This window comes from Bacteroides ovatus (assembly GCF_001314995.1).
Lineage (GTDB): Bacteria > Bacteroidota > Bacteroidia > Bacteroidales > Bacteroidaceae > Bacteroides > Bacteroides ovatus.
This window is the reverse complement of sequence record NZ_CP012938.1, coordinates 3,206,850-3,232,188: the sequence shown is the minus strand read 5'-3', so window position 1 is coordinate 3,232,188 and position 25,339 is coordinate 3,206,850. Positions and strand designations below refer to the sequence as shown.

General features: G+C 41.2%; 19 protein-coding genes. 13 read left to right on the top strand and 6 right to left on the bottom strand.

Annotated elements, in window-relative coordinates:
* Positions 1-218: 218 nt before the first annotated feature.
* Positions 219-731, top strand: coding sequence for a very short patch repair endonuclease (locus tag Bovatus_RS12755; RefSeq protein WP_004296177.1), 513 nt, complete (start codon positions 219-221; stop codon positions 729-731).
* 51 nt (positions 732-782) lie between these two features.
* On the opposite strand, the gene Bovatus_RS12750 is transcribed toward Bovatus_RS12755, so the two are convergent.
* From Bovatus_RS12750 to Bovatus_RS12730, 5 genes are all read right to left on the bottom strand, one after another.
* The gene (locus Bovatus_RS12750) at positions 783-1,505 is read right to left on the bottom strand and encodes a hypothetical protein (RefSeq protein ID WP_004296176.1); all 723 of its coding nucleotides are present in this window, start codon (positions 1,503-1,505) and stop codon (positions 783-785) included.
* Positions 1,498-2,190: a hypothetical protein gene (locus Bovatus_RS12745; protein ID WP_004296175.1), complete on the bottom strand. Its 693-nt coding sequence runs from the start codon at positions 2,188-2,190 to the stop codon at positions 1,498-1,500. The genes Bovatus_RS12750 and Bovatus_RS12745 overlap by 8 nt, the downstream gene beginning before the upstream one ends.
* A complete protein-coding gene (locus Bovatus_RS12740; protein WP_004296174.1) occupies positions 2,191-4,764 on the bottom strand; it encodes a sensor histidine kinase in 2,574 nt (857 codons plus the stop codon).
* Positions 4,761-6,014 carry a DNA cytosine methyltransferase gene (locus tag Bovatus_RS12735; protein WP_004296173.1) on the bottom strand — a complete coding sequence of 418 codons (1,254 nt, stop codon included), beginning with the start codon at positions 6,012-6,014 and terminating at the stop codon, positions 4,761-4,763. Before Bovatus_RS12735 ends, Bovatus_RS12740 begins: the two co-directional genes overlap by 4 nt.
* Before the next feature lie 316 nt (positions 6,015-6,330).
* A complete protein-coding gene (locus Bovatus_RS12730) occupies positions 6,331-6,816 on the bottom strand; it encodes a hypothetical protein (RefSeq protein ID WP_004296172.1) in 486 nt (161 codons plus the stop codon).
* Between the two features lie 563 nt (positions 6,817-7,379).
* Here Bovatus_RS12730 and Bovatus_RS12725 point away from each other — a divergent pair.
* Complete coding sequence (locus Bovatus_RS12725) at positions 7,380-8,600, top strand: site-specific integrase (RefSeq protein WP_052587847.1); 1,221 nt, start codon at positions 7,380-7,382, stop codon at positions 8,598-8,600.
* Between the two features lie 187 nt (positions 8,601-8,787).
* Here the strand turns inward: Bovatus_RS12725 and Bovatus_RS12720 are convergent, their stop codons facing one another.
* Positions 8,788-9,702, bottom strand: coding sequence for a helix-turn-helix domain-containing protein (locus tag Bovatus_RS12720; protein WP_004296170.1), 915 nt, complete (start codon positions 9,700-9,702; stop codon positions 8,788-8,790).
* A gap of 267 nt (positions 9,703-9,969) precedes the next feature.
* On the opposite strand from Bovatus_RS12720, the gene Bovatus_RS12715 reads away from it, so the two are divergent.
* From Bovatus_RS12715 to Bovatus_RS12665, 11 genes are all read left to right on the top strand, one after another.
* Complete coding sequence (locus Bovatus_RS12715; protein ID WP_004296168.1) at positions 9,970-10,539, top strand: DUF3575 domain-containing protein; 570 nt, start codon at positions 9,970-9,972, stop codon at positions 10,537-10,539.
* 4 nt (positions 10,540-10,543) lie between these two features.
* The gene (locus tag Bovatus_RS12710; protein ID WP_004296167.1) at positions 10,544-11,860 is read left to right on the top strand and encodes a DUF3868 domain-containing protein; all 1,317 of its coding nucleotides are present in this window, start codon (positions 10,544-10,546) and stop codon (positions 11,858-11,860) included.
* A gap of 87 nt (positions 11,861-11,947) precedes the next feature.
* Positions 11,948-13,522, top strand: coding sequence for an Mfa1 family fimbria major subunit (locus Bovatus_RS12705; RefSeq protein ID WP_004296166.1), 1,575 nt, complete (start codon positions 11,948-11,950; stop codon positions 13,520-13,522).
* 297 nt (positions 13,523-13,819) lie between these two features.
* Positions 13,820-14,794, top strand: a complete 975-nt coding sequence (locus Bovatus_RS12700) for a FimB/Mfa2 family fimbrial subunit (RefSeq protein ID WP_052587832.1) — start codon at positions 13,820-13,822, stop codon at positions 14,792-14,794.
* Between the two features lie 17 nt (positions 14,795-14,811).
* Complete coding sequence (locus tag Bovatus_RS12695) at positions 14,812-16,863, top strand: fimbrial protein (RefSeq protein ID WP_004296162.1); 2,052 nt, start codon at positions 14,812-14,814, stop codon at positions 16,861-16,863.
* A 13-nt stretch (positions 16,864-16,876) separates the two neighbouring features.
* Positions 16,877-19,432 (top strand): hypothetical protein, encoded by a 2,556-nt coding sequence (locus tag Bovatus_RS12690; RefSeq protein ID WP_052587846.1) that lies wholly within the window; start codon positions 16,877-16,879, stop codon positions 19,430-19,432.
* Between the two features lie 29 nt (positions 19,433-19,461).
* Positions 19,462-22,332 (top strand): hypothetical protein, encoded by a 2,871-nt coding sequence (locus tag Bovatus_RS12685; RefSeq protein ID WP_004296160.1) that lies wholly within the window; start codon positions 19,462-19,464, stop codon positions 22,330-22,332.
* A gap of 31 nt (positions 22,333-22,363) precedes the next feature.
* Positions 22,364-22,630 (top strand): HU family DNA-binding protein, encoded by a 267-nt coding sequence (locus Bovatus_RS12680; protein ID WP_004296158.1) that lies wholly within the window; start codon positions 22,364-22,366, stop codon positions 22,628-22,630.
* 41 nt (positions 22,631-22,671) lie between these two features.
* Entirely contained in the window at positions 22,672-23,841 is a 1,170-nt protein-coding gene (locus tag Bovatus_RS12675) for an OmpA family protein (protein WP_004296157.1), read from the top strand.
* A 159-nt stretch (positions 23,842-24,000) separates the two neighbouring features.
* Complete coding sequence (locus Bovatus_RS12670; RefSeq protein ID WP_052587845.1) at positions 24,001-24,405, top strand: hypothetical protein; 405 nt, start codon at positions 24,001-24,003, stop codon at positions 24,403-24,405.
* Positions 24,406-24,549: 144 nt separating this feature from the next.
* The gene (locus tag Bovatus_RS12665; protein ID WP_004296155.1) at positions 24,550-25,209 is read left to right on the top strand and encodes an MIP family channel protein; all 660 of its coding nucleotides are present in this window, start codon (positions 24,550-24,552) and stop codon (positions 25,207-25,209) included.
* Positions 25,210-25,339: the final 130 nt, after the last annotated feature.

The following is a 25,339-nucleotide window of genomic DNA, read 5'->3' as shown; positions in this document are numbered from 1 at the left end:
ATGAGAGGACTATAGTAAGGAATTGGGAGAGATTTTACTTTACAACTGAAAAACTAAAAAAAAATTAAAAATTCTAAGGTTGTCTCTGGAGCTTTTGCAAGTCTTTCCAAGAAAGATAGGAAATTTACAAAATAAGAGAAAATAATTATTTTGGCAAGATAGAGCTCTCCGAATGTTTACAAAATAGTTATATTTGTACTTGTAAACAAGGGGATATAATGGATATCTGGGATAAAAAGAAACGTTCCGACGTTATGGCAAAAATCAGAAGTAAGGATACGAAACCTGAATGGATCGTTCGTCGTTACTTATATTCTCGTGGCTACCGTTACCGTAAAAACGTAAAGGGGTTGCCGGGCACGCCTGATATTGTGTTGCGTAAATATGGTATTGTGATATTTATTCATGGATGTTTTTGGCATGGTCATGAAGTTGATGGGCATATTCCCCATTCTAATGTTGATTTTTGGAGGAAGAAAATAGAACGGAACAAGCAGCGTGATGAACATAATAAAGAAGCTTTAAAAAAAATGGGTTGGAAAGTCATGACCGTGTGGGAATGCCAACTGAAATCTGCGGTTCGAGAGAAAACGCTTTTGGAGGTGGAGTATTGGATTAATCATTCTTATTTGGAACGTTTTAAGCAGAAACCGTTTAGAATTTACGATGTTGAGGGAGCTAGTTTGCCTATTGTGGCTGAAGGATATATGAAATATGGAAAGCCCGAATAAAGATATTTCATAGTGTAAGAGTAAATGTCGAAATGTGAATAAGACACAGTGTTAAACTAATCTTTCATATCGGTTACCATAAACTTTGATATTCGTTTTGAATTTATATAATTCTTGTAAAAGAACTTTTTTATGTCTGTATTTAGAACTTGTAAAAAGAATAGATTGCATTTCTTTTGTCACTAGAATTTTCAATAATCTTATAAACTCGTCAATCGTGTATTCTTTTTTTATAGCAATGTATAGGCCGTTTTTTATCACTCTTGTGAGAATGCATTTATATGTTTCTATGGCTTTTAATGGAAAAGGTCTTCCTGCTATATAATCTGTTGGCATATCACCAAAACCTATAAAGGATTTTACTCCCTTCTGAATTGCGATCCGACTCAAACTTTTCGACTTGTTTTCATTAGAGTTACAAGAGAAACAGAATAATATTTTATTTTTAAAAAAGTCAATATTTTGTTCATGAATAAATTTCTCATTTTTATAAAAAAGTTCCTCGCTTAGTGCATCATTACTAATGAAATCTTCTGCCTTTTTGTTAAAAGAACCTAATAATTTGTCTCCTCGACCATGGCCCATAAATATGATAAACTTAGCTGCTGAACTTTGTGCTGAGTTTAAACATCTTTGATGGTCTTCATCTGAGAACTTTATTTTATAGCAATGCCAATCAGCTCCTAAATTTTTGCATAGAAACGTGTTTATCTTATTTAGAAATTTAGTGGAATCTTTTTTGTCAGTAGGATATATAGCAAATACTTTACACATAATCGGGTATTTCATTAAATGTGGATAAATAAGCGATAAATTGTTCCAATAGATCACGTTTGAGTTTTATACTGTCTGATGTGTTTTTAGATAATAGTATATCACCGATCTTGCAGCATGGAATTCCTTCATATGGTGGAAATTTATATATTAACTCGTTAGACATTAACCAATCACATAGTTCCCTTTCAAAATCAAAGTCCTTTTCTTTTTTTATGTGAGAGATTAAATTCTGTTGTAACTTTTCGTCGTTTTTTGCATATTCAATAGGAGTTTCGGATAAAAATTTTAAGGTTTTTTTCTGTTCTTCAAAGTCTTTGTTTTTTAGTAGAATATCTGATATCACATTTTCAATTTTTGCTGAATATAAAAGAATTTTCTTGTGATACGAAGGTACATTCTTTGCGAAAATTTTGACTACATCCAATCCGTTTAATTCATTCTCGATAAGATTATAATCGGAAGCAAATGCATCCAACTTTTTTAAAAAAGGAGTATTCTGTAGTTCCTCAATAAAGGATATTTTATCAAAAGAAGTGTTATAGCCTACTCGTTTTTGAAAATTAGCAGGATTGATTTCTTTATAGACAAGGTCTATGCCTTCATTCTTAAGTGTATTTTTTATAGCATCCAATGTCGCAGATTGAGATTGTTCGTCAACTATTATTAAGTGCTTTTGTTCCATCTATTTGAAAATAATTTTAAAATTCATACCTGTTTTGTTTACTGGAGAATCCACAATTATTGTAGCGTTCATTTTTCTTAATGACTCTTGAACTAAATATAATCCAAATCCAGTTCCATTATTTTTTCCAGTTTTTCTAAATTGAAATATCTCATTTGGGTTATTGCTGAATTCTTGCGATAATCCTTCACCATCATCATATATGTTTAATATCATATTATCATTTTGCAGATAACAGGAGAACCAAATATTTTTAGCTTTCCACGCTTCAGAATTATCTAAAAAGTTATCTATGATTAATGCTAAATCTAGTTTACTTCCAAAAACCATAAAATATTCAATTTTAGTTTTATAATGAACCTTTAGTTTAGTATCTATGGTTGAAAGATAACCCGAGATGAAAGACGGAAGATTGATCTTCTGAATATCAGCTTCTGAAAGATCGCTCTCTAGAATTAGGTCAGTAGCCTTTAATGATTTATTGGATAGTCGTAAAATTACGAATAAAGATTCTAATAGTTTATTCTTATATGTTTTCTCTATTGGCATCATATTTAAATTAGCCATTAGATTGTTTATTTCTTGTTTAATTTTACTATTGTTGTTTTTGACATGATGTATTAATGCATCTGTTTCAGGAGTTGATTGTTTTTTGTAGAATTCAACTTTAAGACGTTCAATCTGAACTTCTTTTTCTTTTTCAATTTTTATTTTATCTGCATATTCTTCAGCCTCTTTTCTTTTCTGGGCTTCTTTAAACTTTTCATCAATGGCAGATGAGAGATGCTGTTGTAAATTATAAACTTCACTCCTATGTTGTTCGTCTATTTCTCTCAATCTTTTCTGAAGCTCTAAAATCGTTGCAGTCTGTTTCTCTACTATACTTTTATAGTATTGTAATTCTGCGATAGCTTTTGTTGTAGCGTCAACAGTAGAATATTTAGAAAGCTCTTTTATTTGTCTTTGTAAATCTTCGTTTTCTAAGGCTTTTTTCTGTAGAATTCTATTCAATGCATCACCATCGATCTTTTTTGATTCAAAATCAGAAAGTAGTTGTTCAAATTCTCTTTCTGAATTGATTTTTTCTTCTTGAATTTTATTCAGAATGAGTTCTTCATTAACATATAATTCAATAACATCAGTTGCTTTTGCTGCAATTATTGAATGAATAGATGAGTATGTGCGTCGTTTTTTTGTAATTTCATCTTCTCTGTATTGCAGATCATTTTCTGAAATAGCTCCTGAAATAATTTTTTTTTCGATATCGCTAATATTTAGATCTTTAGGAATACTATCCCATGCTAATCCATCAACGACATATTTTTCAAGACGTTTCAATGTCTTATTAAAAAAACCATTAGTTAGTTTTTTGTAACACTCATTCTCTACAAGACCTTCTCTGCTTGATACTATTCTAAAATAATCGTCACGATCCAATACTTCAATGCGTCCCACAATATCGCGAGTGCCTAGAAATCTTGCATATCCCTGCTGTTTCCTAAATTCTAATCCTAACCAGTCATCGCCTTCTTCACCATATGGTGGTATTCTAAATCCATTTAAAAACAAGTATATTGAGCCGTAATTGACAGGCCTAATGCCTGTTTGTTTCGTAAAAAAGGCTTTAGAATAGGGATTGAGATAGAATATTATGCATTTTGCGTCTTTTATAAAATCAGAAAATTCATTTTTCTCTTTTATCCAAAAAATAGTTTCTCCTTTGTCTTTGAGTGTTGTTAGTGTTGTGGCTCCATTATCTTGAACTTCACACTCAATGCTTGTTGCCTTAAAATTTAATTTTTCAAATACTGAGTTTTCTATTCGTCCTATAAACTTAGCTTTTTCTTCTGCATTTTTATTTTCTTCCTCAAATTCAGGGGCATTAAGATATATTCCAAAGTCATTTTTTTCAAAAGCCTGATTGGGATTAATCAGACGTTCTAAATATGTTCTTAGATTAACCAATTTTTCTGTATTCCACTTTGGCTGTTCCCAGTAAACCCATTGACTTCTTAACTTAATAATTTCTAGCACCACTCCATGTTTAAAAGGTTTGATACCTCTCATCTCTAATTCTGTGGTAGAAAGTATTTCGTATTCAAGGACTACATCTTGAATCTCTTTCTTTTCATCATCTACTTCAAATTGACGCCAGTTTAATTGCAATAATATAAATTCTGATGATTCTTCTTTTTTGGTATATAGGTTTAGAAATTCTCCAAGCCTATCACAAGAAAACCGTCCTACTCCTTTTGCTCCAGCCATCATGCGATTATGCTGATAAGACTTTTTCTTTTTCTCGGAGTATGCAATGTTAAGCCATTTGTTTTTTATGTCATTTATGTCCATTCCAACACCATTATCCCGGATAATAAGTCGGGAGGTCCTAGAAGAATATTTTTCTATTGATAGATCATCATTATTTTTCAGATTTACAAAAGAAATATCTGTCCTTTTGGCGTTTGCATCGAAAGCGTTTTTAACTAATTCTAATATAGCGATATTATCATTGTTGATTAAATCTTTACCGATGATATTTTTTAATTGGACATTTGTTATAAAATGTAAATTCATAATCTGTTATTTATGATTTTATCTAAAATGCAACCAGCTTGTTCACCGAATAGTGGTGGAATAGCATTGCCGATCTGAGTATAGCGTGGAGTCTCTTTTGTTCGTAACTTTCCTCCTGTTGTATATTTCCCTTTAAAAATAAAGTCGTCAGGAAATGATTGAATACGTGCATATTCACGTACTGTCAAAATACGTGGTTCGCAATAGTGGATATAATCATCTGGCAAAGTAGTTATTGTTGGAGCCTTTTGATTTCCATCAAGTGGTATGATGGTGTGTTTATTAATATGAAAATGCCGTTTAATTTCATTGTCAATATTAGAACAACGACGTTTTTTCGTCAAGTCTAACAATAATTGAAATCGTTGTATGATGTTATTGTTGTGGTTAGCGAAGCGATGACTGTCAGGGTGAGGTCCTTTTATATTCACATTACTTCGCATGAACTTTTGGTATGCAGTAAGTGGTATAGAATTGTATTTTCCAAAACGAAAGTGTGTATATTCGTTGTCTATTACTATACCTTTACTCATTAATAAATCAGATATAGCTTCACTAAGTGTAGTTCCTGTTCTTAACCCTTTTGCTTTAAGGAAATCAAAACGGGCATTTTGTAATTGAGTGAAAAATAGTTCTGCTTTACATTTAGCACTAGCTCCAAAGAAACTTTCAGATAAACCTACTAAAATAAAACGAGTTCGCTTTTGTGGTACACCATAATCGCCAAAATTTACTAATTGTGAAGCTGTTCGATACCCCAACTTTTCCAATTCCTCTACTACTAAGTGAGAATAAGCAATTCCTTTCTCTTTATTCTTCTTAAACTCTTGGGTAAATCCTTTGACATTTTCAAAAAATAACATTTTGGGATGAACCAACTCTATGAACTTTATATAAGAGTGTACTAAATGATTCCTAACATCGTCTTCTTTACGTCTTCCTGCCATTGAAAATCCTTGACATGGTGGCCCCCCAGCAACCAAATCTATCTTATTTCGAAGATTTGAAAGTTGAAATGAATAGTTCTCCAATAAAGTGTCAATTTCCCAGTTTTTTATGGGCAACCATTTAGGCCATTGAAAATGTGGATCGGTTTTATTATCTATGAGGTTATATTTCAAAGTTTCAAATGCGTCAGTACATTTTTCAACAGCAAAGAGTCCTCTCCATCCTGCCTTATGCAGTCCTAAAGAAAGACCACCACATCCTGAAAATAAGTCTATCACTACTGGATGTATAGAGTTGCCCATATATTTACAATTTTATAATAAGATAAATAATATATATCTATGCAAAGTTAATAATTTTATTTCTAAAGATGAGTAGTTCCTGTTAAAAGAATTTATAAAATGACACTATTATAACTTTTTATTGTATTAGATTCTTGAAATAGTTATTATATCGCCTTATTACCCTATAGTATATATGAAAATAGACATTACTTGTTTAATGTAGTATTGCTTTATATCATGTGCTTTTGTCAACTGTTCAGTCGGTTCTAGCTGGACAGTTCCGTGATTAGTGTTTGGGGGTATGATGTGGCTTATTATATATGGTAAGTAATATTTATTCTTCTTTCATTTTCTTTCTCCACCTCTGAAACCCTCTCATCAAACTTTCCTCTTCCACCGACTCTGCCATATCATACTTTACCACAAACTCATGCATTGACTTTATATACATCACCCCATTTTTGAACTTATTCTCCAACAGGAATGAATAAAGCTCTGCTTTCATTTCCACCTCAATTTCCTTTTCGATAATAAAAATACTGTCTTGCCCGAAGTAATTGTAGATTTCCGGGTTCTTGCCCTGCCTTGGGCTAGGAAGAACAAAAGTGATATTTCCTGTCTCTTTCCAAGAAACGCCTTGCGGATGAGGAACGGATAATTGATGCAAGAAATGATAAATGGGAGTGAGGTGGGAGAGGTGGATGGGGATGGGGAGCCTTGAAGTTGGATTGTTGTGCGATTGAAGTTCTAAACTTTGTCCGTACCGGACATACATATACCTCGCCAGATATGGCTTGATGGCAAACGTGACTGTAACCATGGGATTTGAATTTTGAATTGTTGAAATTTGTTGTATACTGATTGCCGCTTCGTGCGGCAGATTCCGTCGTGTTTGTTGGAAAAAATCCCATGGGTTACGGGGACGGAATTCTAATTCAGTAAGAAGTTGAAATTCAAATGGTTACAAATGCCGGTTTTTCCTTTAAAACCAACGGGCCGTTCCTTTAAAAGGAACGACCCGTTGCACACCGAGGAATGACCTCTTCCTTTTAAAGGAACGGGCGGCTCCCTAAAATCCATAGTGCAAAGCTATGTCTAATATTCTGATTTTTCAAAAGGAATAATAGCGGTAATCTTTATATTATGTAATGAAATATCATAAATAGTATACATCTCTAATTTATGCGTATGTATATTGGAATTATGTAATAAAAATATACTGATTGCAAAAGCGTATATTTTAACTATATTTATCAGATAACTATTCTTAAAGTGGAAAAACTTTTTATCCCATTTCTTGTTTCTTGCGTAACAGGCGGAAAAATAGTTCTGATAAATAAGGTGAACTTCGTACTTTTACGTCTCAAACAAAAAAAGCAAGATATGATGACATCAGTGAAACTTATGCTGAACAAGAGCAGGATATTGAATAATGGCAGTTACCCTTTAGTATTCCAGGTGATACACAATCGGAGAAAAAAGTTACTGTATACAGGCTACCGGGTGAAAGAGGAGGTGTTTGACGTGTCGGAAGGGAAGATTAAGAATGGCGCAGGTTCTGCTTTTACGGCTACGGAGGTCGTGAAAATGAACCGCGGGCTGCGGAAGCTGCGGAATCGGATTGATACGCGGATAAGGCAGCTTGAGCGGACAAGGGAAGAATTTACGGTGGAGGATATTCTGGCTCAAAATGCTTTTGGAACACGGGAACCGCAGTTTTATTTATTGCGGTATATCAATGCGCAGATTGAGCGTAAACGGGAACTGAAGAAGGTGGGGATGGCTGCGGCCTACAAGAGCACCCGCTCGTCGTTGGCAAAATTTATAAGCCGCCCCGATGTGCGGATGTCGGAGGTCGATTCGGCGTTCGTCGGGAGATACGGGGATTTCCTGTATAGTAACGGCGCTTCCGGCAATACGGTAAGTTATTACCTGCGTAACTTGCGTTCCCTGTATAACCAGGCGGTAGCGGACGGCTATCATCCCCGCGGCGAATATCCGTTTGCGAAGGCGCAGACCCGCCCGGCGAAGACTGTGAAACGTGCTTTGTCGCGCACGGATATGCAGAATCTGGCGGACTTGAATCTGGAGAACGAACCTGAACTGGAGTTTGCCCGCGACTTGTACCTGTTCAGCTTTTATGCGCAGGGAATGGCTTTTGTCGATATTGTCCTTTTGAGGAAGGCCGATATTTGCAATGGTGTGCTGGCCTATTCCCGTCATAAGTCGAAGCAGCTGATTCGCATAGCGGTGACTCCGCAGATGCAGGGCCTGATGGATAAATACAAGACGGGGAATGAATATCTTTTTCCGATAATCAGCGGTGAATACGCTTCGGGATACAAACAATACCGCCTGGCGTTAGGGCGTATCAACCGCCATCTGAAGAAAATCGCTGTTGCGGCTGATATAAAAGTTCCGTTGACGACGTACACCGCCCGCCATACCTGGGCTACCCTTGCCCGTGACTATGGAGCTCCGATTTCTGTGATTAGTGCCGGACTGGGGCACACTTCGGAAGAAATGACACGTGTCTATTTGAAAGATTTCGATGTGTCCATGCTCAACCAGGTGAACAGCATAGTCACAAACTTGTCCAGGTGAAATGATAATTTGTAATATAATCCGTTGAAAATTAGCAGATATTGTATTTTTGTTTATCTTTGCAGCATTGTAATCTATTCCGTAATAGAGATTATATTAAAATCTCCTTGTTGTTTTGAACTGTTTCACGCTGCAAAGTAAGCTTATTTATTTATAATAGGAGTTATCATAAAGTACATATTTTTATTCATTTTGTACACGTGGTATGGTTATCTTCATAAACAGGGTAGTTTCCGCTCTGGCAGCGTTCCACCAACTGTTTGGCGGTGCATCCGAAATACAGTTTGCAGTGACGGTTGAAGTTGCTCTGCGAGTCAAATCCCAATTCTTCAACGGCGTCTTTTATACATACTCCCGGTTCGGTCATTTTTTCGAGTATCCTCCGGTTCTTTTGTTTCAGCATCCATTGTTTGGCAGTCATCCCGAACACCTCGTTGAATTTGGAAAAGAAGCGGCTTCTTCCCAGGTTCGACAGTGAGATGAGCTGTTCTATGTTATCCACTCTGGTATGGTTGCGCATGACAAAATCCTTGAAGTCCATTTCTTTCCCGATGATGGGATGAAGCAGGGCTGCAATCTCCCGCTTTTCATAAAATCCGCGCAGGAGAAAGAAAAACTCCCGCTGCATCAGGGTGTGCAGGTGGGCGCAATTCATCCCGTTCCTGATGCAGTGGGTCAGCACTTCGAGGAACGGTGTCAGCGGGTAGTGTATCCCAGTGGGTGCGAAGTCATATTCAATGTGGTCGCATATACCTGATAAAGACTGCAATATGAGCTTGTCACAACTGTTTTCGGGCATGTCGAAAAACATGGAGAGCAGGCTTGAACCGTTTTCTCCGGTTCCCTTCAGCCGGGAAGAACGGGGGATGAGTACCATCTCTCCGGCATGGAACGGCCTGTTGTGGAACTGGTTGCAAGTAATGGTGAAACCGCCCTTCAGGAAGAACAGAAGATAATTCTTGCTTGTATTGTCTTCCTCAAATTCAGTGTTTTTGTCGAACTCCAGATACTTGAATCCGGTTTCAATCGTTGTCATGTAGTTTTGGCATGACAGGTGTTCTTCGATGTACAGCAGTTCGCTTTTCATAAGTTTTGATTCCATGGCAATAACTGTTTTTATTGTTTGGCCTGTTAGTTATCCGTTTGTTTCACAATTGTTTCAGTATCCATGTTTTTAATGAATTATATATCAAAATATTATTTTCCGTTTTGTCTGCCATGATTCATTATTTCATGATACTGAAACGTTGTATGGTTGTTTTATGTAATGCAAATCATTGATAATTAAGTTTTTATTGTCTGTATTCTTTTTGAAATCTCTATTACGGAATAGAGATGCAAGAAAAGCAACAATAAATAATAAGATGACATGAAGAAATATCTATGTTTAATCGGTGTCTTGGGAGTACTCCTTTGCAATACGGCCAACTCTTACGCCCAAAAGGTTGCGGTAAAGACCAATTTGCTTTATGACGCTACTACTACAATGAACCTGGGGCTGGAAATAGGCCTGGGCAAGAAATGGTCTCTCGACTTATCCGGAAATTATAACCCCTGGAAGTTTGATGATGAAACGCGCCTGCGCCACTGGGGCGTGCAGCCGGAACTTCGCTACTGGCTATGTGAGAAATTCAACGGTCATTTTCTGGGTCTGCACGGACATTACGCCAAATACAATGTGGGCGGAATGTCATTTTTGAGTGATAACATGGAGCGCCACCGCTATCAGGGACATTTGTGGGGCGGCGGAATATCCTACGGTTACCAGTGGCTGCTCGGCAGCCGCTGGAGTCTGGAGGCTGTGCTTGGAGTCGGCTATGCGCGGCTGGACCACTCCAAATATCCCTGTGCCACATGCGGCACCGTTCAGAAAAGTGAGAAGAAAAACTACTTCGGCCCGACAAAGGCTGCCGTGAGTATCATATACATAATAAAATAGGCAAATGATGAAAAGAATCTGTATATACGTGGCCTTGGGAGTGCTGGGCGCATTTTCCGCCCATGCCCAGGAGATAAATATCGGACAGACCGTTGCCCGGAAAATAAGCGACGACAAAGTGGAAGTGTCATTCAGTATGGATTGCAGCACGCTGCGTCTTCCCTCGCGCCGGCAGATGGTAATCACTCCCTTGATAATCAGCCGGTCGGAAAGCGATACGCTCGCCCTGCCTTCAGTCTGCATTGCAGGCAGAAACCGTTATCGCATGAACAAGCGGAAAGAACGTCTGTACGGCAAGGAGCATGGCAAAGCACCGGCTGGGGGAGAGGGACAGGAAATGATTCGTTTTAACAGGAAACGGGATATGCTGCTGGAATATAACGAAACAGTCCCGGCACAGGAGTGGATGTCCGGGGCACGTGTCGAGATATTCCGTGAACTGCAGGGATGCGCAGGTTGCGGGGAAGCGCTGGGTAATGCCCCCGTTGCCGAACTTCCTCTATTCAAAGAGGAGGTGGAACGCCCGAATCTGCAAATAATGTTGGCACAGGCAGAGGAGAAACGCCGTTCCTTCACCCGCAGCGCATATCTTAATTTTAAGGTGAACCAGTCGGCATTGCTTGCCGATTATATGAACAACCCTGTCGAGCTGGCTAAAATCTATTCGTCCATTGATTCCATCCGTGAAGACAATAATTATCGCATTGCCCGGATTGAGATAGTGGGCTACTCGTCACCGGAAGGCAGTTATGCCGCCAACGCGCGCCTTTCCGAACAACGCGCGAAAGCGTTGGAACAAAACCTGAAACATGCCTATCAGCTGGACGACAGCATGATAGACTGCCGTTCGGTGCCGGAGAACTGGGAAGGGCTGGCTGCATGGCTGCGCGAATACCGTCCTTCCTATATGCAGAAAGTGCTCGACATTATCGGGCAGACTCCCGAACCGGACGCGCGCGACGCGAAGATAAAGGCTATCGACGGTGGAAAAATCTATAATGCCTTACTACAGGAGGTATATCCGAAGCTGCGCCTGGTGGAATATACAGTCAGCTATACGGTGGTCCCGTTCTCCGTGGAGCAGGGACGGGAAATCATCAAGACGCGCCCCGACAAGATGAACCATAACGAAATGTATCAGGTCGCAGTCAGCTACGGCAAAGGTTCGGACGAATACAACAGGATTATCCGGATGATTGCCGCCCGCTTTCCGGGTGACAGGATAGCTAACAACAACGCCGCTATCGTGGCTTGGGAAACGGGAGATTACGACGCTATGCGGGTGTACCTGAAACGTCTGGAAGAGATAAAGGCTGAATAATACAATTTGGATAATATAATCTGAAACATACAATCTGAAACATAAACTTAGTAATTAACATTTTAGTATTAATTAAATTTTAAAACAATGAAATTGGACAAATCTTTTTTAACGCTGTTTGTCGGACTGGCGATGGCAGCATGTAGTAATGATGAAGAGATGGCAACCGGCGGACAAAACCAGTTGCCGGTAGACGGTAGGGAGGCTTATATGTCCGTGTCTGTGGCAATGCCTAAAAGTACAGGAACACGTGCTCTGGGAGAACATCATGGGACAGCGGACGAGCAGAACGTAAAGGAAGTGCTTCTCGCGTTGTTTGACGCGTCGGACGTTTGTCTGGAAACAAAGACATTGGCTACAACCGACTATATCCTTAATGTAGGCGGTGCCAATAAGGCAGGATATGATGGAAAGGCATTCAAAGTACCTTCCGCTACCGCCAAAGTGCTGGCAGTAGTCAATCCGAGCGACAAGTTCAAGACAGCCTGTGTGGCTTCCGCTTCCTGGTCTGCCATCAACGGTGCTGTGGAGCAGACACTTGACGAAGTGACTGGAACGTCAAAGAACAACTTTATGATGATTAATGCCGGCGACAATGCGAACCCGACTAACGGGGCATTGGTGACAGCCAATGTGAAGGTGGTTGACGGAACGACTATCCCTGACGTTGCTACCGCGATATCCGAAGCCCAAGCTGACCGTTCAATGATTTATGTAGACCGTGTCGTTGCTAAAGTTTCTTTAGGAACAAATCCGGACGGCCTCAAGGTTCCCGCCGGAGTGACCTGTACATTCGGTGACTGGGCATTGAATATCACCAACAAGAGCATGTTCCCGTATTCTGAAATCGTAATGCCTGCCGGAGGTTCTACAGGTGCGGATTACAGAATAGACCCGAACTACGAACTTGCAGGATTCGATGTGTCGCAGTTCAACTACCTGAAAGTAGCTGACGACGGTACTTTGCCTGCTGACTTCTCGGCTATGGCAGACAGCAAATACTGTCTTGAGAACACAATGGCTGCCGACGCGCAAACCCAGGCACAGACTACGTCTGCCGTAGCAAGTGCGGTTTACACTCCTGGCTCATTTACTGTGGGCGAAAGCTGGTTCCGCCTTTTGGGTGTCACTTACAAGACATTGGCTGATTTGCAGGTAGTATATAACGCTGCAAAGGCAGCTGGTACAGCCGATGCGGCACAAACACAGGTAATCACTCTTTGTGACCAGTTCTATGCACGTATAGCCAAAGCCGCCACTGCACAAGGCAAGGCTGTCGGTGCTGATTTCGCCTCTATTACTATCACTGAACTGGACGACCTTAAGAGCGGTGGCGAATACTCCAAACCCGATGCGGCAGCCGGTGAAACCGTAGGTGTGGAATACTTCCAAAAAGGCGTATGCTACTATAACATCCTCATCCATCATGACGACGCTATCACCGCAACGATGGCGCATGGCAAATACGGTGTCGTACGCAACAACTGGTACACACTGACTATCAACAGCGTGAAGCAACCGGGTACTCCCTGGCTTCCTGACACCACAAATCCTACTGACCCGAAAGACCCGGGTGAGGACGATGATGACAAAGAAGCATATCTCTCTGTAGAAATTACGGTAAATCCATGGACTACCTGGAGCCAGGGAGTGGATTTGTAATGACTGATATATCGGGCTAAAATAACAATTAAAATTATAAGAAGGCGTTATGATACGGCGCAGGCTTGTCTTGTGGCGCCTTCTTTTTTCTTTCTTTTCGTTTTTATCCAGCCGGCGGAGGCTTATTTCCGTGAATCAAGACCTTGATTTTAAAAGAAACAGATAAAAAACTCGGTCTTGCCATACAGACAAGTTTTGCGGCTTGTCCACCAAAGCAGATTATTCCGAGAAAAGCGCGCGAAGCCGCTTTTCCACACTATATAGAGAAATTAGAAAAAATAAATAGAACCATAGATTATGAGAAAGATAATGAAAACAGAGGGTGCCGTCCGTCGGATGGGTTATGGAAGTTGCCTGTTGTTATTGCTTGTACTCTTTTCCTGCACATCCATTGATGAGACCCTGCCGGAATGCCGGCTGTATGTCCGTTTCCGGTATGACTATAACATGGAGTTTTCCGACGCTTTTGCATCGCAAGTGAATCGTGTCGACGTGTTTGTATTCGACAAGGATGGCACGTTTGTCATGAAGAAGAGCGAGCAGGGCGAAACTCTGGGTGGCGGCAGCTACCGTATGCCGTTGCCGCTTCCGGCCGGTGAATACCGGATAGCCGCCTGGGCGGGAATGAGCGATGACTTTGAAATGCCGGAACCGGTTGCCGGAAAAACGACACTGGAAGATTTGACGGTAAGAATGAAACGGGAAGAGTCATTGGTGCACAATAAAGCCCTGAACCCGCTTTGGTATGGCGGGGTACAGGCCGTCAGCTTTACCGGCAGACAGGAACAGACGGAAACGGTCTCCCTGATAAAGGATACCAATAAGTTCCGCTTCATCCTGCAAAAGTCCGGACCGGGGGAAGAACTGGATATCAATGACTGCCTGTTCGAAATCCGTGCGGACAACGGATATTACGACTGGAACAATGACCTGCTGGATGACGACATGATTAGTTACCGGCCGTATTATCTGGAAAAAGTGGAGGATGTGGGCATTGTGGTGGAAATGAACACCATGCGCCTGCTCGAACATAAAAAGGTGTATCTGACGCTTACGCGCAAGTCGGACGGCAAGGAACTGATGAAGATTGACCTGATACCCTACCTGCTTCTTACAAAAATGGAAGGGCACAATATCCCGGCGCAGGAGTACCTCGACCGTCAGAGCGAGTATGCGATTGTCTTTTTCTATAACCCGGAATTATTGAATTTCCTTTCCACCAAGATTGTGATTAACGGCTGGACTATCTGGCTGAAAGGTGAAGACCTCTGATAAATAAACAAAGATTGATGAATATGAGATATAAAGGTTATATATGGTGGGCATGGTTGCTGTTGGTCTTGTTTTCCTGTACGGAAAGCGAACAGGCAATTGAACCGGTGAATCCCGGGGAAGTGCGGATGAGCATGAATATCAGTACGCGTGCCACGAGTGACCCGGAAGTGCTGAACGCGAACGAAACCCGCATCAGCCGCCTTCGCATCTATGTCTTTGACGGCACGTCACTGGATAAGATGTATTACTGGCAAGGGCTAACCGCTACTGACGGTACTTATACTACTCCGGTTTTTACGGTGAAAGCCGCTACCGGGAAAACATTATATGCCATTGTAAACGAACCTGTTGATACGAATACCCGTGCTATATTGGAGTCTGTAGACCATCCCGACGACCTGGTGGACGTGCAGTATCAAATGGCGGATTACTTGACAACTAAGACCAATGTAAATGTAGTGGAATATACTAAAGATTACTGCCTGCCCATGTATGGAGAACTGGCAGGAGTGGATGCGGCGGAAGGGACGACACAGACAGTCAACATGCGTGTAGACCGTGCGGTGGCACGTGTGGATGTCTATATGCGTAAAGAAGCGGGAAACTGGGAGGAAGTTCAGATACCTGCGATGTTGGTTGTGACGGGAGTTTCCAAAACCGGGTTCATTTCTCCCGAGAAGACTGGTAATTATGCATCTTCCGTAATCAATATGCTGTTGAGAAAGACAGTCGGAGAAATTCCTGAAGAAACTTCCCCGAAAGACAAAGGCGTATTGGCTTACTCTTTTTATATTCCGGAAATGGAATGCAAAGACAGTAAATTGCAAATAGGTATCGACGAATACGATATGATAGAGTTAGGTGGAGACGCGAATAATTCAGGTGGAGCGCCTTTGGAAAAGCTGGAGCGTAATCATGTCTATCAATTACTGTGCCGGTTCATGCAAAAAACAGTCTCTTTGGATATAGACTTGACGGTGTGTCCGTGGATAGCGTTAGAACCCCAGGTGGAAGAAGTGAAGGATATACAAATAACGAACTGTTATGTTGTACCGCCCGGCGGAAGAGTACATATACCTACAGACGGGGTGTACAAGGCATGGGCACAAATGGATGAATTTGAACGTACGCCTATTCCCGAAGGTGAAGTTACGGCCGAAGTGCTTTGGCAGGACGGAATAGGAGTAATGACGGAGCGTAGTGTGAAAGTGATGAACGCGGAAAAGCGTGACAAGGCTTATATCGTTGTAGAGACAGGGAATAAGGCGGGAAATGCAGTAGTTGCAATGAAAGTGAATGGAGAAATTTATTGGAGTTGGCATATTTGGTGTACGGACTATAACCCGAACCTGAAAGAGGGACAACAGGAACTTAATGGGTTTGTCTGGATGGATAGGAATTTAGGAGCGACATACAATAAATATAATGAAGAGGGGGGGATTAAGTCCAAAGGCTTTTTGTACCAGTGGGGACGGAAAGACTTGTTTCCGCCTACAAAGGGTTGGGAGAAAACGGAATCTGATGAAGACTTGTACAATCTTGCTGGTGAAATTATAACTTTCTCAAAAGTTCCAGTGGAAGTCTTTAATAATATACCTAATTCAGTACATAACTCTATGAGTTTTTATACGAGTGAAGAAAGCTGGTATACGAATGCAAAGGGAACATATAGAAGAAATGATTTGAGCTTATGGAATAGCAAAGTAGGAAAGAAAACGATTTTTGACCCCTGCCCGGATGGTTGGAGGGTGCCTGTTGGTAAAGATGGGGAGTATGAATCTCCATGGGAACAGGCTAAAAAAAATGTTACGCCTTTGGTGCGTTATAAAGGATTTTCTCTCAAGGGTATTTATTATCCTGCAGCAGGTTATCGTGAACTATTAACAGGGAATATGCCAAATAATTCTTTCTTGGATAATGCATTATATTGGGCGGGGAATATTCCGTCTTTATATAGACAGCCTAGTATAATGCGTTATACATTAATAGATTCTACAGGTTATTCCTTTTCTATAAGTGTTGCGTGGGATGCTTATGGCGGTTCTGTACGATGTGTGAAAGAATAAAATGGAGGTTACTATGATAAATAAATTATTTGCATTTTTCTTTATAGCATACTTATTATCTTCATGTGTAGAAGATATAGAGAATTATGACCTTGGCAATGTGGACAACATGATACCCGACGGCAAGGAACTGATGGAACTCCGTTTGGTGATACCCGGGGATAAACAGTCGGTTGTCCGAAGCATTGAGAATGGAACGGCCGGTGAGAACAGTATTGAGCAGCTTTACATGGATGTAATGGACGGCGGAGGGAATCCGATAGAGTACCGGCCCCGTTCCACAGGGGACGGAACATTGAAGTTGACTCATTATGCTGATAGTTTCTACGTGGTTTCTACACTGTTTGATATAGGGACATTGAAGGAGGGTTACACCTTTCGTGTACGTGCCAATGCGGATGAGCCTCACGGGATAATCGGACAACCCGTTCCCCCTTTCTACATGTCGGGCACGGGAATGATTTATGGCGGCAGGCACTTCAGAGCTTCCGCACATTTGTTGCGGGGGGTGGCCAAACTGCGAACAACCGTTCGTAAAACTTCTTCTACTGTTCCGCAGGAATTGACTATAGGAGATGTAAAAGTACAGGTGCTTCATGTCGCGGATAGGATTCGTAAATATGCTCCGTTTCCTTCTCATGCCAATGAAGCTATTACCAATAATAAAGAAAATGGGCTGGAGTATCCATTACATTATTCGGATTATCCGGAAGTAAGTCTGACAGATATAGCATTACAAGAGCAAGGTGAACTTGACGGTGAGGCAGTCACTTTTTATTCTCATTACGTCTATGAAAATTATCTGGAACAGGAGTCCGATTACGACATAGATACCAACGTGACGTCATTGAAAGTAGTTATTCCGGTGACGGATGGAGTTACCAGTCGGGTGATAGAGCGCACGATACCTGTAAAAGCGGAAAATTCTTATCGGATAAAACGTAACCATATTTATTCGGTGGACGTACAAGTGCTAAGTATCAATGAAGTGAAAGTATTCACGGATATGCTCGATTGGGAAGATGTAGGAGTCATAGGGGATATTGTAGGCACTTACTTTGATATAGACAGGAGTGCAAGTAAGGGAATAACGCTTATTAAAGATATTGCCGACCCGGTGAAGCTGGTGAAAGTGGACTGTCATACTCCGGGACGCTTACGAATCAGGGCTTTGCAACCTAATAAGACGGATTTAATATCAACAACAGATTTACAGCTATATTGCGATGGAATAGCGGAAACGGATAAATTGGCGGATAACAGTGGCATTTATGACCTTACTGCCGCGCAAGTAATGAATTTCTATTGTACCACCGGCAGTGTTCCCGCCAACTTTGAAGGTGGTTTTATCGAAATCTCTTCCGATAATGTACATGTGGTATATATTCCTATCGGTTCATTGGATACTTTTATTCCATTGGACACGGAAGGGACTTCCAACAGTTATATAGCAGATAGAGGTGCGGCTTCTTATTCTTTCACAGCTACCATAATGGGAAACGGAGCGGACGGCATTATTGACGAAGGGAAGTTTGAAGACGCAAGTGGCAATATCTTGACAAAAGCTGGTGGTGCCAACATACATCCTTTATCGGCCAAATTGCTTTGGCAGGATACGGATGAACTAGTGGAACAAGTTGGTTTGTCTGATGGTAAGGTTCAAGTGAAAATGGGACGAAGCCGGGGAAATGCATTGATAGCTGTCTATGATAAGGCTAATCCTAATGCGGAGGATGCGAAAGTGTTGTGGAGTTGGCACCTTTGGTGTACGCCTGTGCCACAAATAATAGAATGTGCCACATCAATATACACGGGCAATAACTATAAAGTGATGGACCGTAATCTTGGTGCGACTACTTCAGAACCGAATTTGGGCACTACTCAAGGACTACATTATCAGTTTGGACGTAAAGACCCGTTTTCGGGTTCTTTATCTTATGATGGAGAAAGGACAATATTGTATGATGTGAGAAGTTCTACTTCTATTCTCAAAGCGGAAATTATAGATGAAGCTATACAAATTAGACAGGCTTTAAATTTTCCAGACATATATTTTCTAAGGCATAGTGACCAGGAAGATTGGTATGAAGGTGTCGGTGCTCATTATCTTTGGGGGAATCCTGAAGGAAGGGCGTCTGTACATCCGGTTAAAACTACTAAAACAATTTATGACCCTTGTCCTGCTGGTTATAAGATATTGCCTGGAGATGTATTTTTTGTCTTTGCACGTACAACTAAACCAAGTGAGTATTCGAATGAGATAATATGTAAGGTTGAGAACCTTAATTCTCTCTTTTATGTAAAAAAAATAGAGGATGGTGGCACTACTTTTTATGCTGATGGCGCAGGAGTAGATGAGACGAAATTGATTTATTTGCCACTGGCTTATTCTCCCCAATGGGCTGCCGGAAAGTTGCATTCTTCTGGTTACTATTGGACTTCGTCTCCTCGCGGGGATGACCTTTGGTATCAAGGATTTACCTTTTACAATCAGAGTGGTAGTACATATTGGTTGAATAATGGGCTGCCTTCTTGGAGATTGGCTTCGGTTCGCTGTGTAAAAGAGTAAATTAGACTAATATCTAAGATTTGAAAATAATGGAAAAGAAAGTAATACAATCCTTAGTATTTATGAATAGTGAACGAGTAATGTCTTTTCTCTTCGTATTTGCGTTAATATTAATTAGCTGCAATGATGATATGGGACTGATTAACATATCTTCCCCAAAAACACTTCAGCTATCTATCCCTGATGCGGAACTAGTGCAGGTACGTAGTGTGGCAAATGAGTCGGAATGTAAGATTAGCGGTATACAAGTGTTCGTATACAATGATTCTCACACCTCATCTCCTGTATATTATCAGGAGGGCACGACTGATTTATCTTTTTTGTTTGGAAATGGAACAGCGTCGCCAACCGTGACATTGAAAGAATACATTCCCGCTGACAAAGAACGAATTTATGTAGTTTGTAACCTGACTAATCGTTCTTCTGTATCAGGAACAGGTGATTTTCTTATAGATGAAACGGTAAGTGAGGAACAGTTAAGAAATTATACGAGTCAAGGCTTGATAAGTGGTATCTCTAATTTGAAAGATGGAGGACAGTCAATTCCTATGTACGGGTGGATGGAATGGAATGAAAAGGCTACCTCTAACGTGTGTCTATTAACCCGTTGTCTTGCAAAAATAACGGTTGATGCAGCAGCGGATTTGTTTTCCGGTAAACAGGTCTATTGGGAGTGGGAAAATTTGAATTATTCAGATTTTGTATTGGACAGCGAATATCGTGGCATTTATCAAGGAGCTATCAATGGCGCCGCTACTTCCGGAAAGTATGATTTACTTTCTGCGACAACACCTGTCGACGGGGCGATTGGATTGGTGACTACCTATTACCCTTTAGAGTACAAACATTCTGTTTATGCTTTAGGAAATGTGGTGGATGAAAAAAAGTTTTCCCAAGACCGTTCCATGTTGCTTCTTACTGTTCAGAATCCGGATGGCTCGAATAAGGAGTATTATCGTCTCGACTTTTGGGATAAAGAGACAGGAAAGTATCTGGATATAGTGCGAAACCACGCTTATCGTTTCAATATTACGAAGTTGAAAAGTAAAGGATATACTTCCGCACAGGAAGCAATCCAGAACCCGGGAAGTAATATTGAATATATGATAACAGTTTCTGACAAATGGACGCAAGGGTTCAACTCAAACGGGCAATACCTGGTTAATACGGATAGGAAAGAAATAAAGTTGTTGCAAGGCTCAATAACAGACCCGGTGATAATGTTGAAGATAGAGTTGCAGGCAGATGATGCAGGAAATGTCAATTTGGATAATGTGACAACCCGTAAAGTACGTTTATTGGGAAAGGATAAAGAGTTAGTGTCCCGTTTTTTCATTCAAACATTTTATAGCACGGATAATGAACATCTGATTCCAATAGATAATGGAATTGTCATGGACGCTATGCCTTCAGTGCCAAGTATGGGACTAAATATTACCGGAAACGAATGTGAATTACCGTTGGATAATAAATATTGGATATATGCTACTGTGGTTGACGGAGCTACCGTTATGCCGAGGGAAGGATTCCTGGAAATAACAATAGGCAACATAGTGAAATATATCCCTTTCAGTATCATTCCTCACACAGAAGCGTTTCCTGTAGATGAAGACGGTCCGGCAAACTGCTTTATCACTCCGGTGACTTATGGCGTTTATTCGTTTGACGCTACGGTGATAGGAAATGGGGTGGATGGTATAGTGGCGGAAACGAGAGGAAATCCAGACGGGAGGAGTGGCGTCTTTACAGAGGAGATAGAAAGATATCATTTTAAAAATGGAATGGGGGAAGATATATCTGTTTCTAAAAATGTAGGTATAACTCCTAAATCTGCAAAACTTATTTGGCAGGACCAAGAAAATCTTATTTCGCAAGTGTCATTTAATACCACTACTAATCGGGTTGAATTTTTGAGTAACGGTGCAGGAAATGGGATTATTGCAGTTTATGACAAATCAGACCCGAATGCGGAAGATGCAAATGTGCTTTGGAGTTGGCATATCTGGTGTACGGAGAAACCTGATATTATTGAATTGGGGTTACCGACCAATGGAGAAAAGTATAGCGGGAAGAATTATAAAATTATGGACAGGGATTTGGGAGCGACAACTAATATTCCCGATAAACTGACGACTTGTGGCTTAGGATATCAGTGGGGACGTAAAGACCCTTTTATTGGTATGGCTTCATTTTATACATATACATCTCTAGACAATCTCGAACCCAAAAATGCTCCAATGTATAACGTCCGTGGAACGAAGCAGGAATTGAAAGAGGAAATGTCAAATGAAAGTACAGGGACAATTGAATATGCAATAAAACACCCTAATGTGTTTATTAGAGCTAGCAGCGATTGGCTATATTATAAGGAGATGTTTGGTAATCAATATCTATGGGGAAATAATCCTTATTCGAGATATAAAATGGTTGATATAGAGACAATGAAGACTATTTATGACCCATGTCCTGCAGGTTATAAGATATCGCCGCCAGATGTATATGGAGCATTTCTAAAAGAGCCTATAATAATGTATAGTCTGACGGATGATGATTTTACACCAAATATTATTGGACATGTAGGAGAGATGAAGGCAAAGAGTTTTTATACTCCGTCATTTACTGAATATGGAGCCTATTTTTATTGTGGAGGAGAAAATAGTGCGCGAAAGGTCTATTTTATTTCTGCGGGTATTCGTTTGGCGGATGTTTACGAGGTTCAGCCTGGTTATATAGCTCATCTTAGTGGAACAATGACTTCGATTTTTGGCGATGGCATGAATACTGTAATGTCCTTTACTATCGCAACGCATGATATTTTTTATTGTTCCTTCGGAGGAGTGGATGGTTTATCTGAACTGCGTGCTTCCGCTGCACAAGTCCGCTGCGTCCGTGACGAATAAACATATATAATTCATTTTTAAATACAAACCTATGAACAAATCAGAACTAATCAAAGAAGTAGCCCTTAAAGGTCAGTTGAGCTTTAACGAAGCTACGAATGCAGTAGATGCAATCATGGAAACCATTGCGGAAACAATGCATAAAGGGGAGAGTGTCACTTTAGTCGGTTTTGGCAGTTTTGTCATCCAAGAGCGGAAAGCACGTAACGGGCATAATCCTGCCACAGGCGGCTCCATGGTAATTCCGTCAAAGCGACAAGTGAAATTCCGTCCCGGAAGTAAAATGAAATTAGAGTAAAGAAACAGGTTAAACTAAATGTTGAACATAAAAATTGAAACATGAAAAAGAAAATTATTACAGTTGCATTGGTATTATCATCAGTCTGTGCCATGGCACAGCAAAAGGAAAATCGTGACACGGATGGAAGTATTCTCCGTGGCCCGTATGAAACGAATAGTTTCTGGAGTAACTGGTATATCGGTGTAGGCGGTGGAATCAATATCTATGAAGGCGAATTTGATAACAAGACATCGGTGGGCAACCGTATTGCTCCTGCACTGGATGTTTCGTTGGGCAAGTGGATAACTCCTTCTTACGGAGTCCGCCTGCAATATTCGGGTCTGAAAGCCAAGGGGCTGACGGACGCAAGCGGAATGTATGCCAAAGGGGCGCATCGCGGTTATTACAAGGAAGAGTTTAATGTATCCAATCTCCATGCGGACTTTATGTGGAACTGGTCGAACGGTTTCCTCGGATTCAATGAGAAACGTGTGTGGAATGTGATTCCGTTTGTCGGTTTCGGCTGGGCACGTTCGTGGGGAAACAGTACGCATGATAATGAAATTGCCGCCAACATCGGTATTTTGAATACGTTCCGCCTGGGCAAGCGTCTGGACCTGACTCTGGAAGGACGGCAAATGCTGGTGAAAGAGTGTTTTGACGGAACGGTAGGCGGCAGCAAAGGTGAAGGAATGAGTGCTGTGACACTGGGACTAAGCGTAAAGTTGGGCAAGACCCGTTTCGACCGCGTCGAGAAAGTGGCTCCGGCAGATTATTCATCTTATAATGAACGTATCAACGCGCTTCGCGCCAAGAATCATGATTTGAGCACCGAGGCACGGCGTCTTGCCGCCGAACTGGAAGCTGCCAGAAATCGGAAACCGGAAGTGGTGAATGAATCGAAAGTGACTGCTTCGCCGGTAGCCCTGTTCTTCAATATCGGCAAAGCTACTTTGGATAAGAAGGAACTTACCAATCTTGAGTTTTATGTGAACAACGCCATCAAGGCGGACAAGAACAAGACTTTCACGCTGATTGGCTCGGCAGACAGCGCTACGGGCAGCAAGGAACTGAACCAACGTTTGAGTGAACAACGTATGGAGTATGTGTACAATTTATTAGTCGAAAAGTATAAAATTTCCCCTGAACGTCTCGTGAAGAAAGCGGAGGGCGATACGAACAACCGTTTCAGTGAACCTGAATTGAACCGTGCCGTAATCGTCGAATAATAGTTTTATTTCATTTCAAGGTATTTCAGGCAACATTGCGGGACTGTCTCGTTTTCTTCTATGTCGGGACTGAAAGTGCTTTGTCGTTACAAGGTGGGCTTGTCGGCCGGTAGTTGGACGGTCCTTTGCAATGTTGCTTTTTTGAATGAAGAGGAGGATATGATAATATATAATAGTCTGTTGGCGAAAACTTTCCTGAACAGGAAGAAGAGGCATTATTTTATGATTTTCGGATGTTGTTTCACCCGGTTCAAGTATCTGGAAGTGTGGGAGGATATGGAGCTTCGGATTCATGCGCGGCAGTATACGGAATGTTTCTTCTTGGCATTATTGCCTGCATTGGTGCTATCCGTCTGGCTTTCGTGGTGGTGGATGTTGCTTGCGTTCATGAGTTATCATCTGCTTTATTGGCTGGAGAGGTGGTTCGGACATCATTCTTCTTTTGACTGGGAAGCGTTGGAACATTGTGGCGATACGCTTTATTTGAGGAAACGGAAATCATACGCCTGGATGAAATGGTACGGGAAGAAGTCGTTGCCGCCTTCGGAATGGGAGGATGATTAGAAGGAGTTTGAATGATTAGAGAGAGTTTGAATGATTAGAGAGAGAGTGAATGATTGGAGAGAATTGAAAATCTTATAATTGAATATCTTTTAGTTGAAAGTTTTTTAGTTGAATATCTTGTAATTGAATAGAAAAAAGTAGATTATGAAAACGAAATTTATAGCTGAAATGGTGGGCACTATGGTGCTTGTCTTAATGGGATGCGGCGCTGCTGTATTGAATGGCGGCGCGACATCGGTAGCCGCTGTGTTGACGATTGCTTTCGCGTTCGGTTTGTCGGTGGTGGCAATGGCGTACACAATCGGCCCTGTTTCGGGCTGTCATATCAATCCGGCCATCACCATCGGCGTTTGGCTGAACGGCGGACTGTCGGTAATGGAAGCCGGTGTGTATATCGTAGCGCAAGTGACGGGCGGAATACTTGGCTCTGCATTGCTGTGGTTGATTACCGGCACAATGGGGATGGAAGGTACGGGAGCCAACGGTTTTGAAGAGCCGTATCTGCTGGCTGCATTTGTTGCCGAGGCGGTGTTTACGTTCATCTTCGTGCTGACTGTATTGGGCACTACCGACCGGGATAATAGCAGTCCTCATTTTGCCGGGCTGGCTATCGGATTGACTCTGGTACTGGTGCATATTGTATGTATTCCCGTTACGGGGACATCGGTTAATCCTGCCCGTAGCATTGGTCCCGCATTGTTTTCCGGAATGGAAGCTATCAGCCAGCTCTGGTTGTTTATTGTGGCTCCGATTGTCGGTGCTGTGGTAGCAGTGCCAGTCTGGAAAACAATAAAAGGAAATTAATTGTTTCATTTCATGGTTTTGTGAGAATAGAAAAAGATGTAGGTTTTGCCCATATAATATAAATAATAAATGAGTTTAATGGCCTATATCCTTAATGTCGCTGTGAAGCGCCTCATTTCCCCTGGAGAAT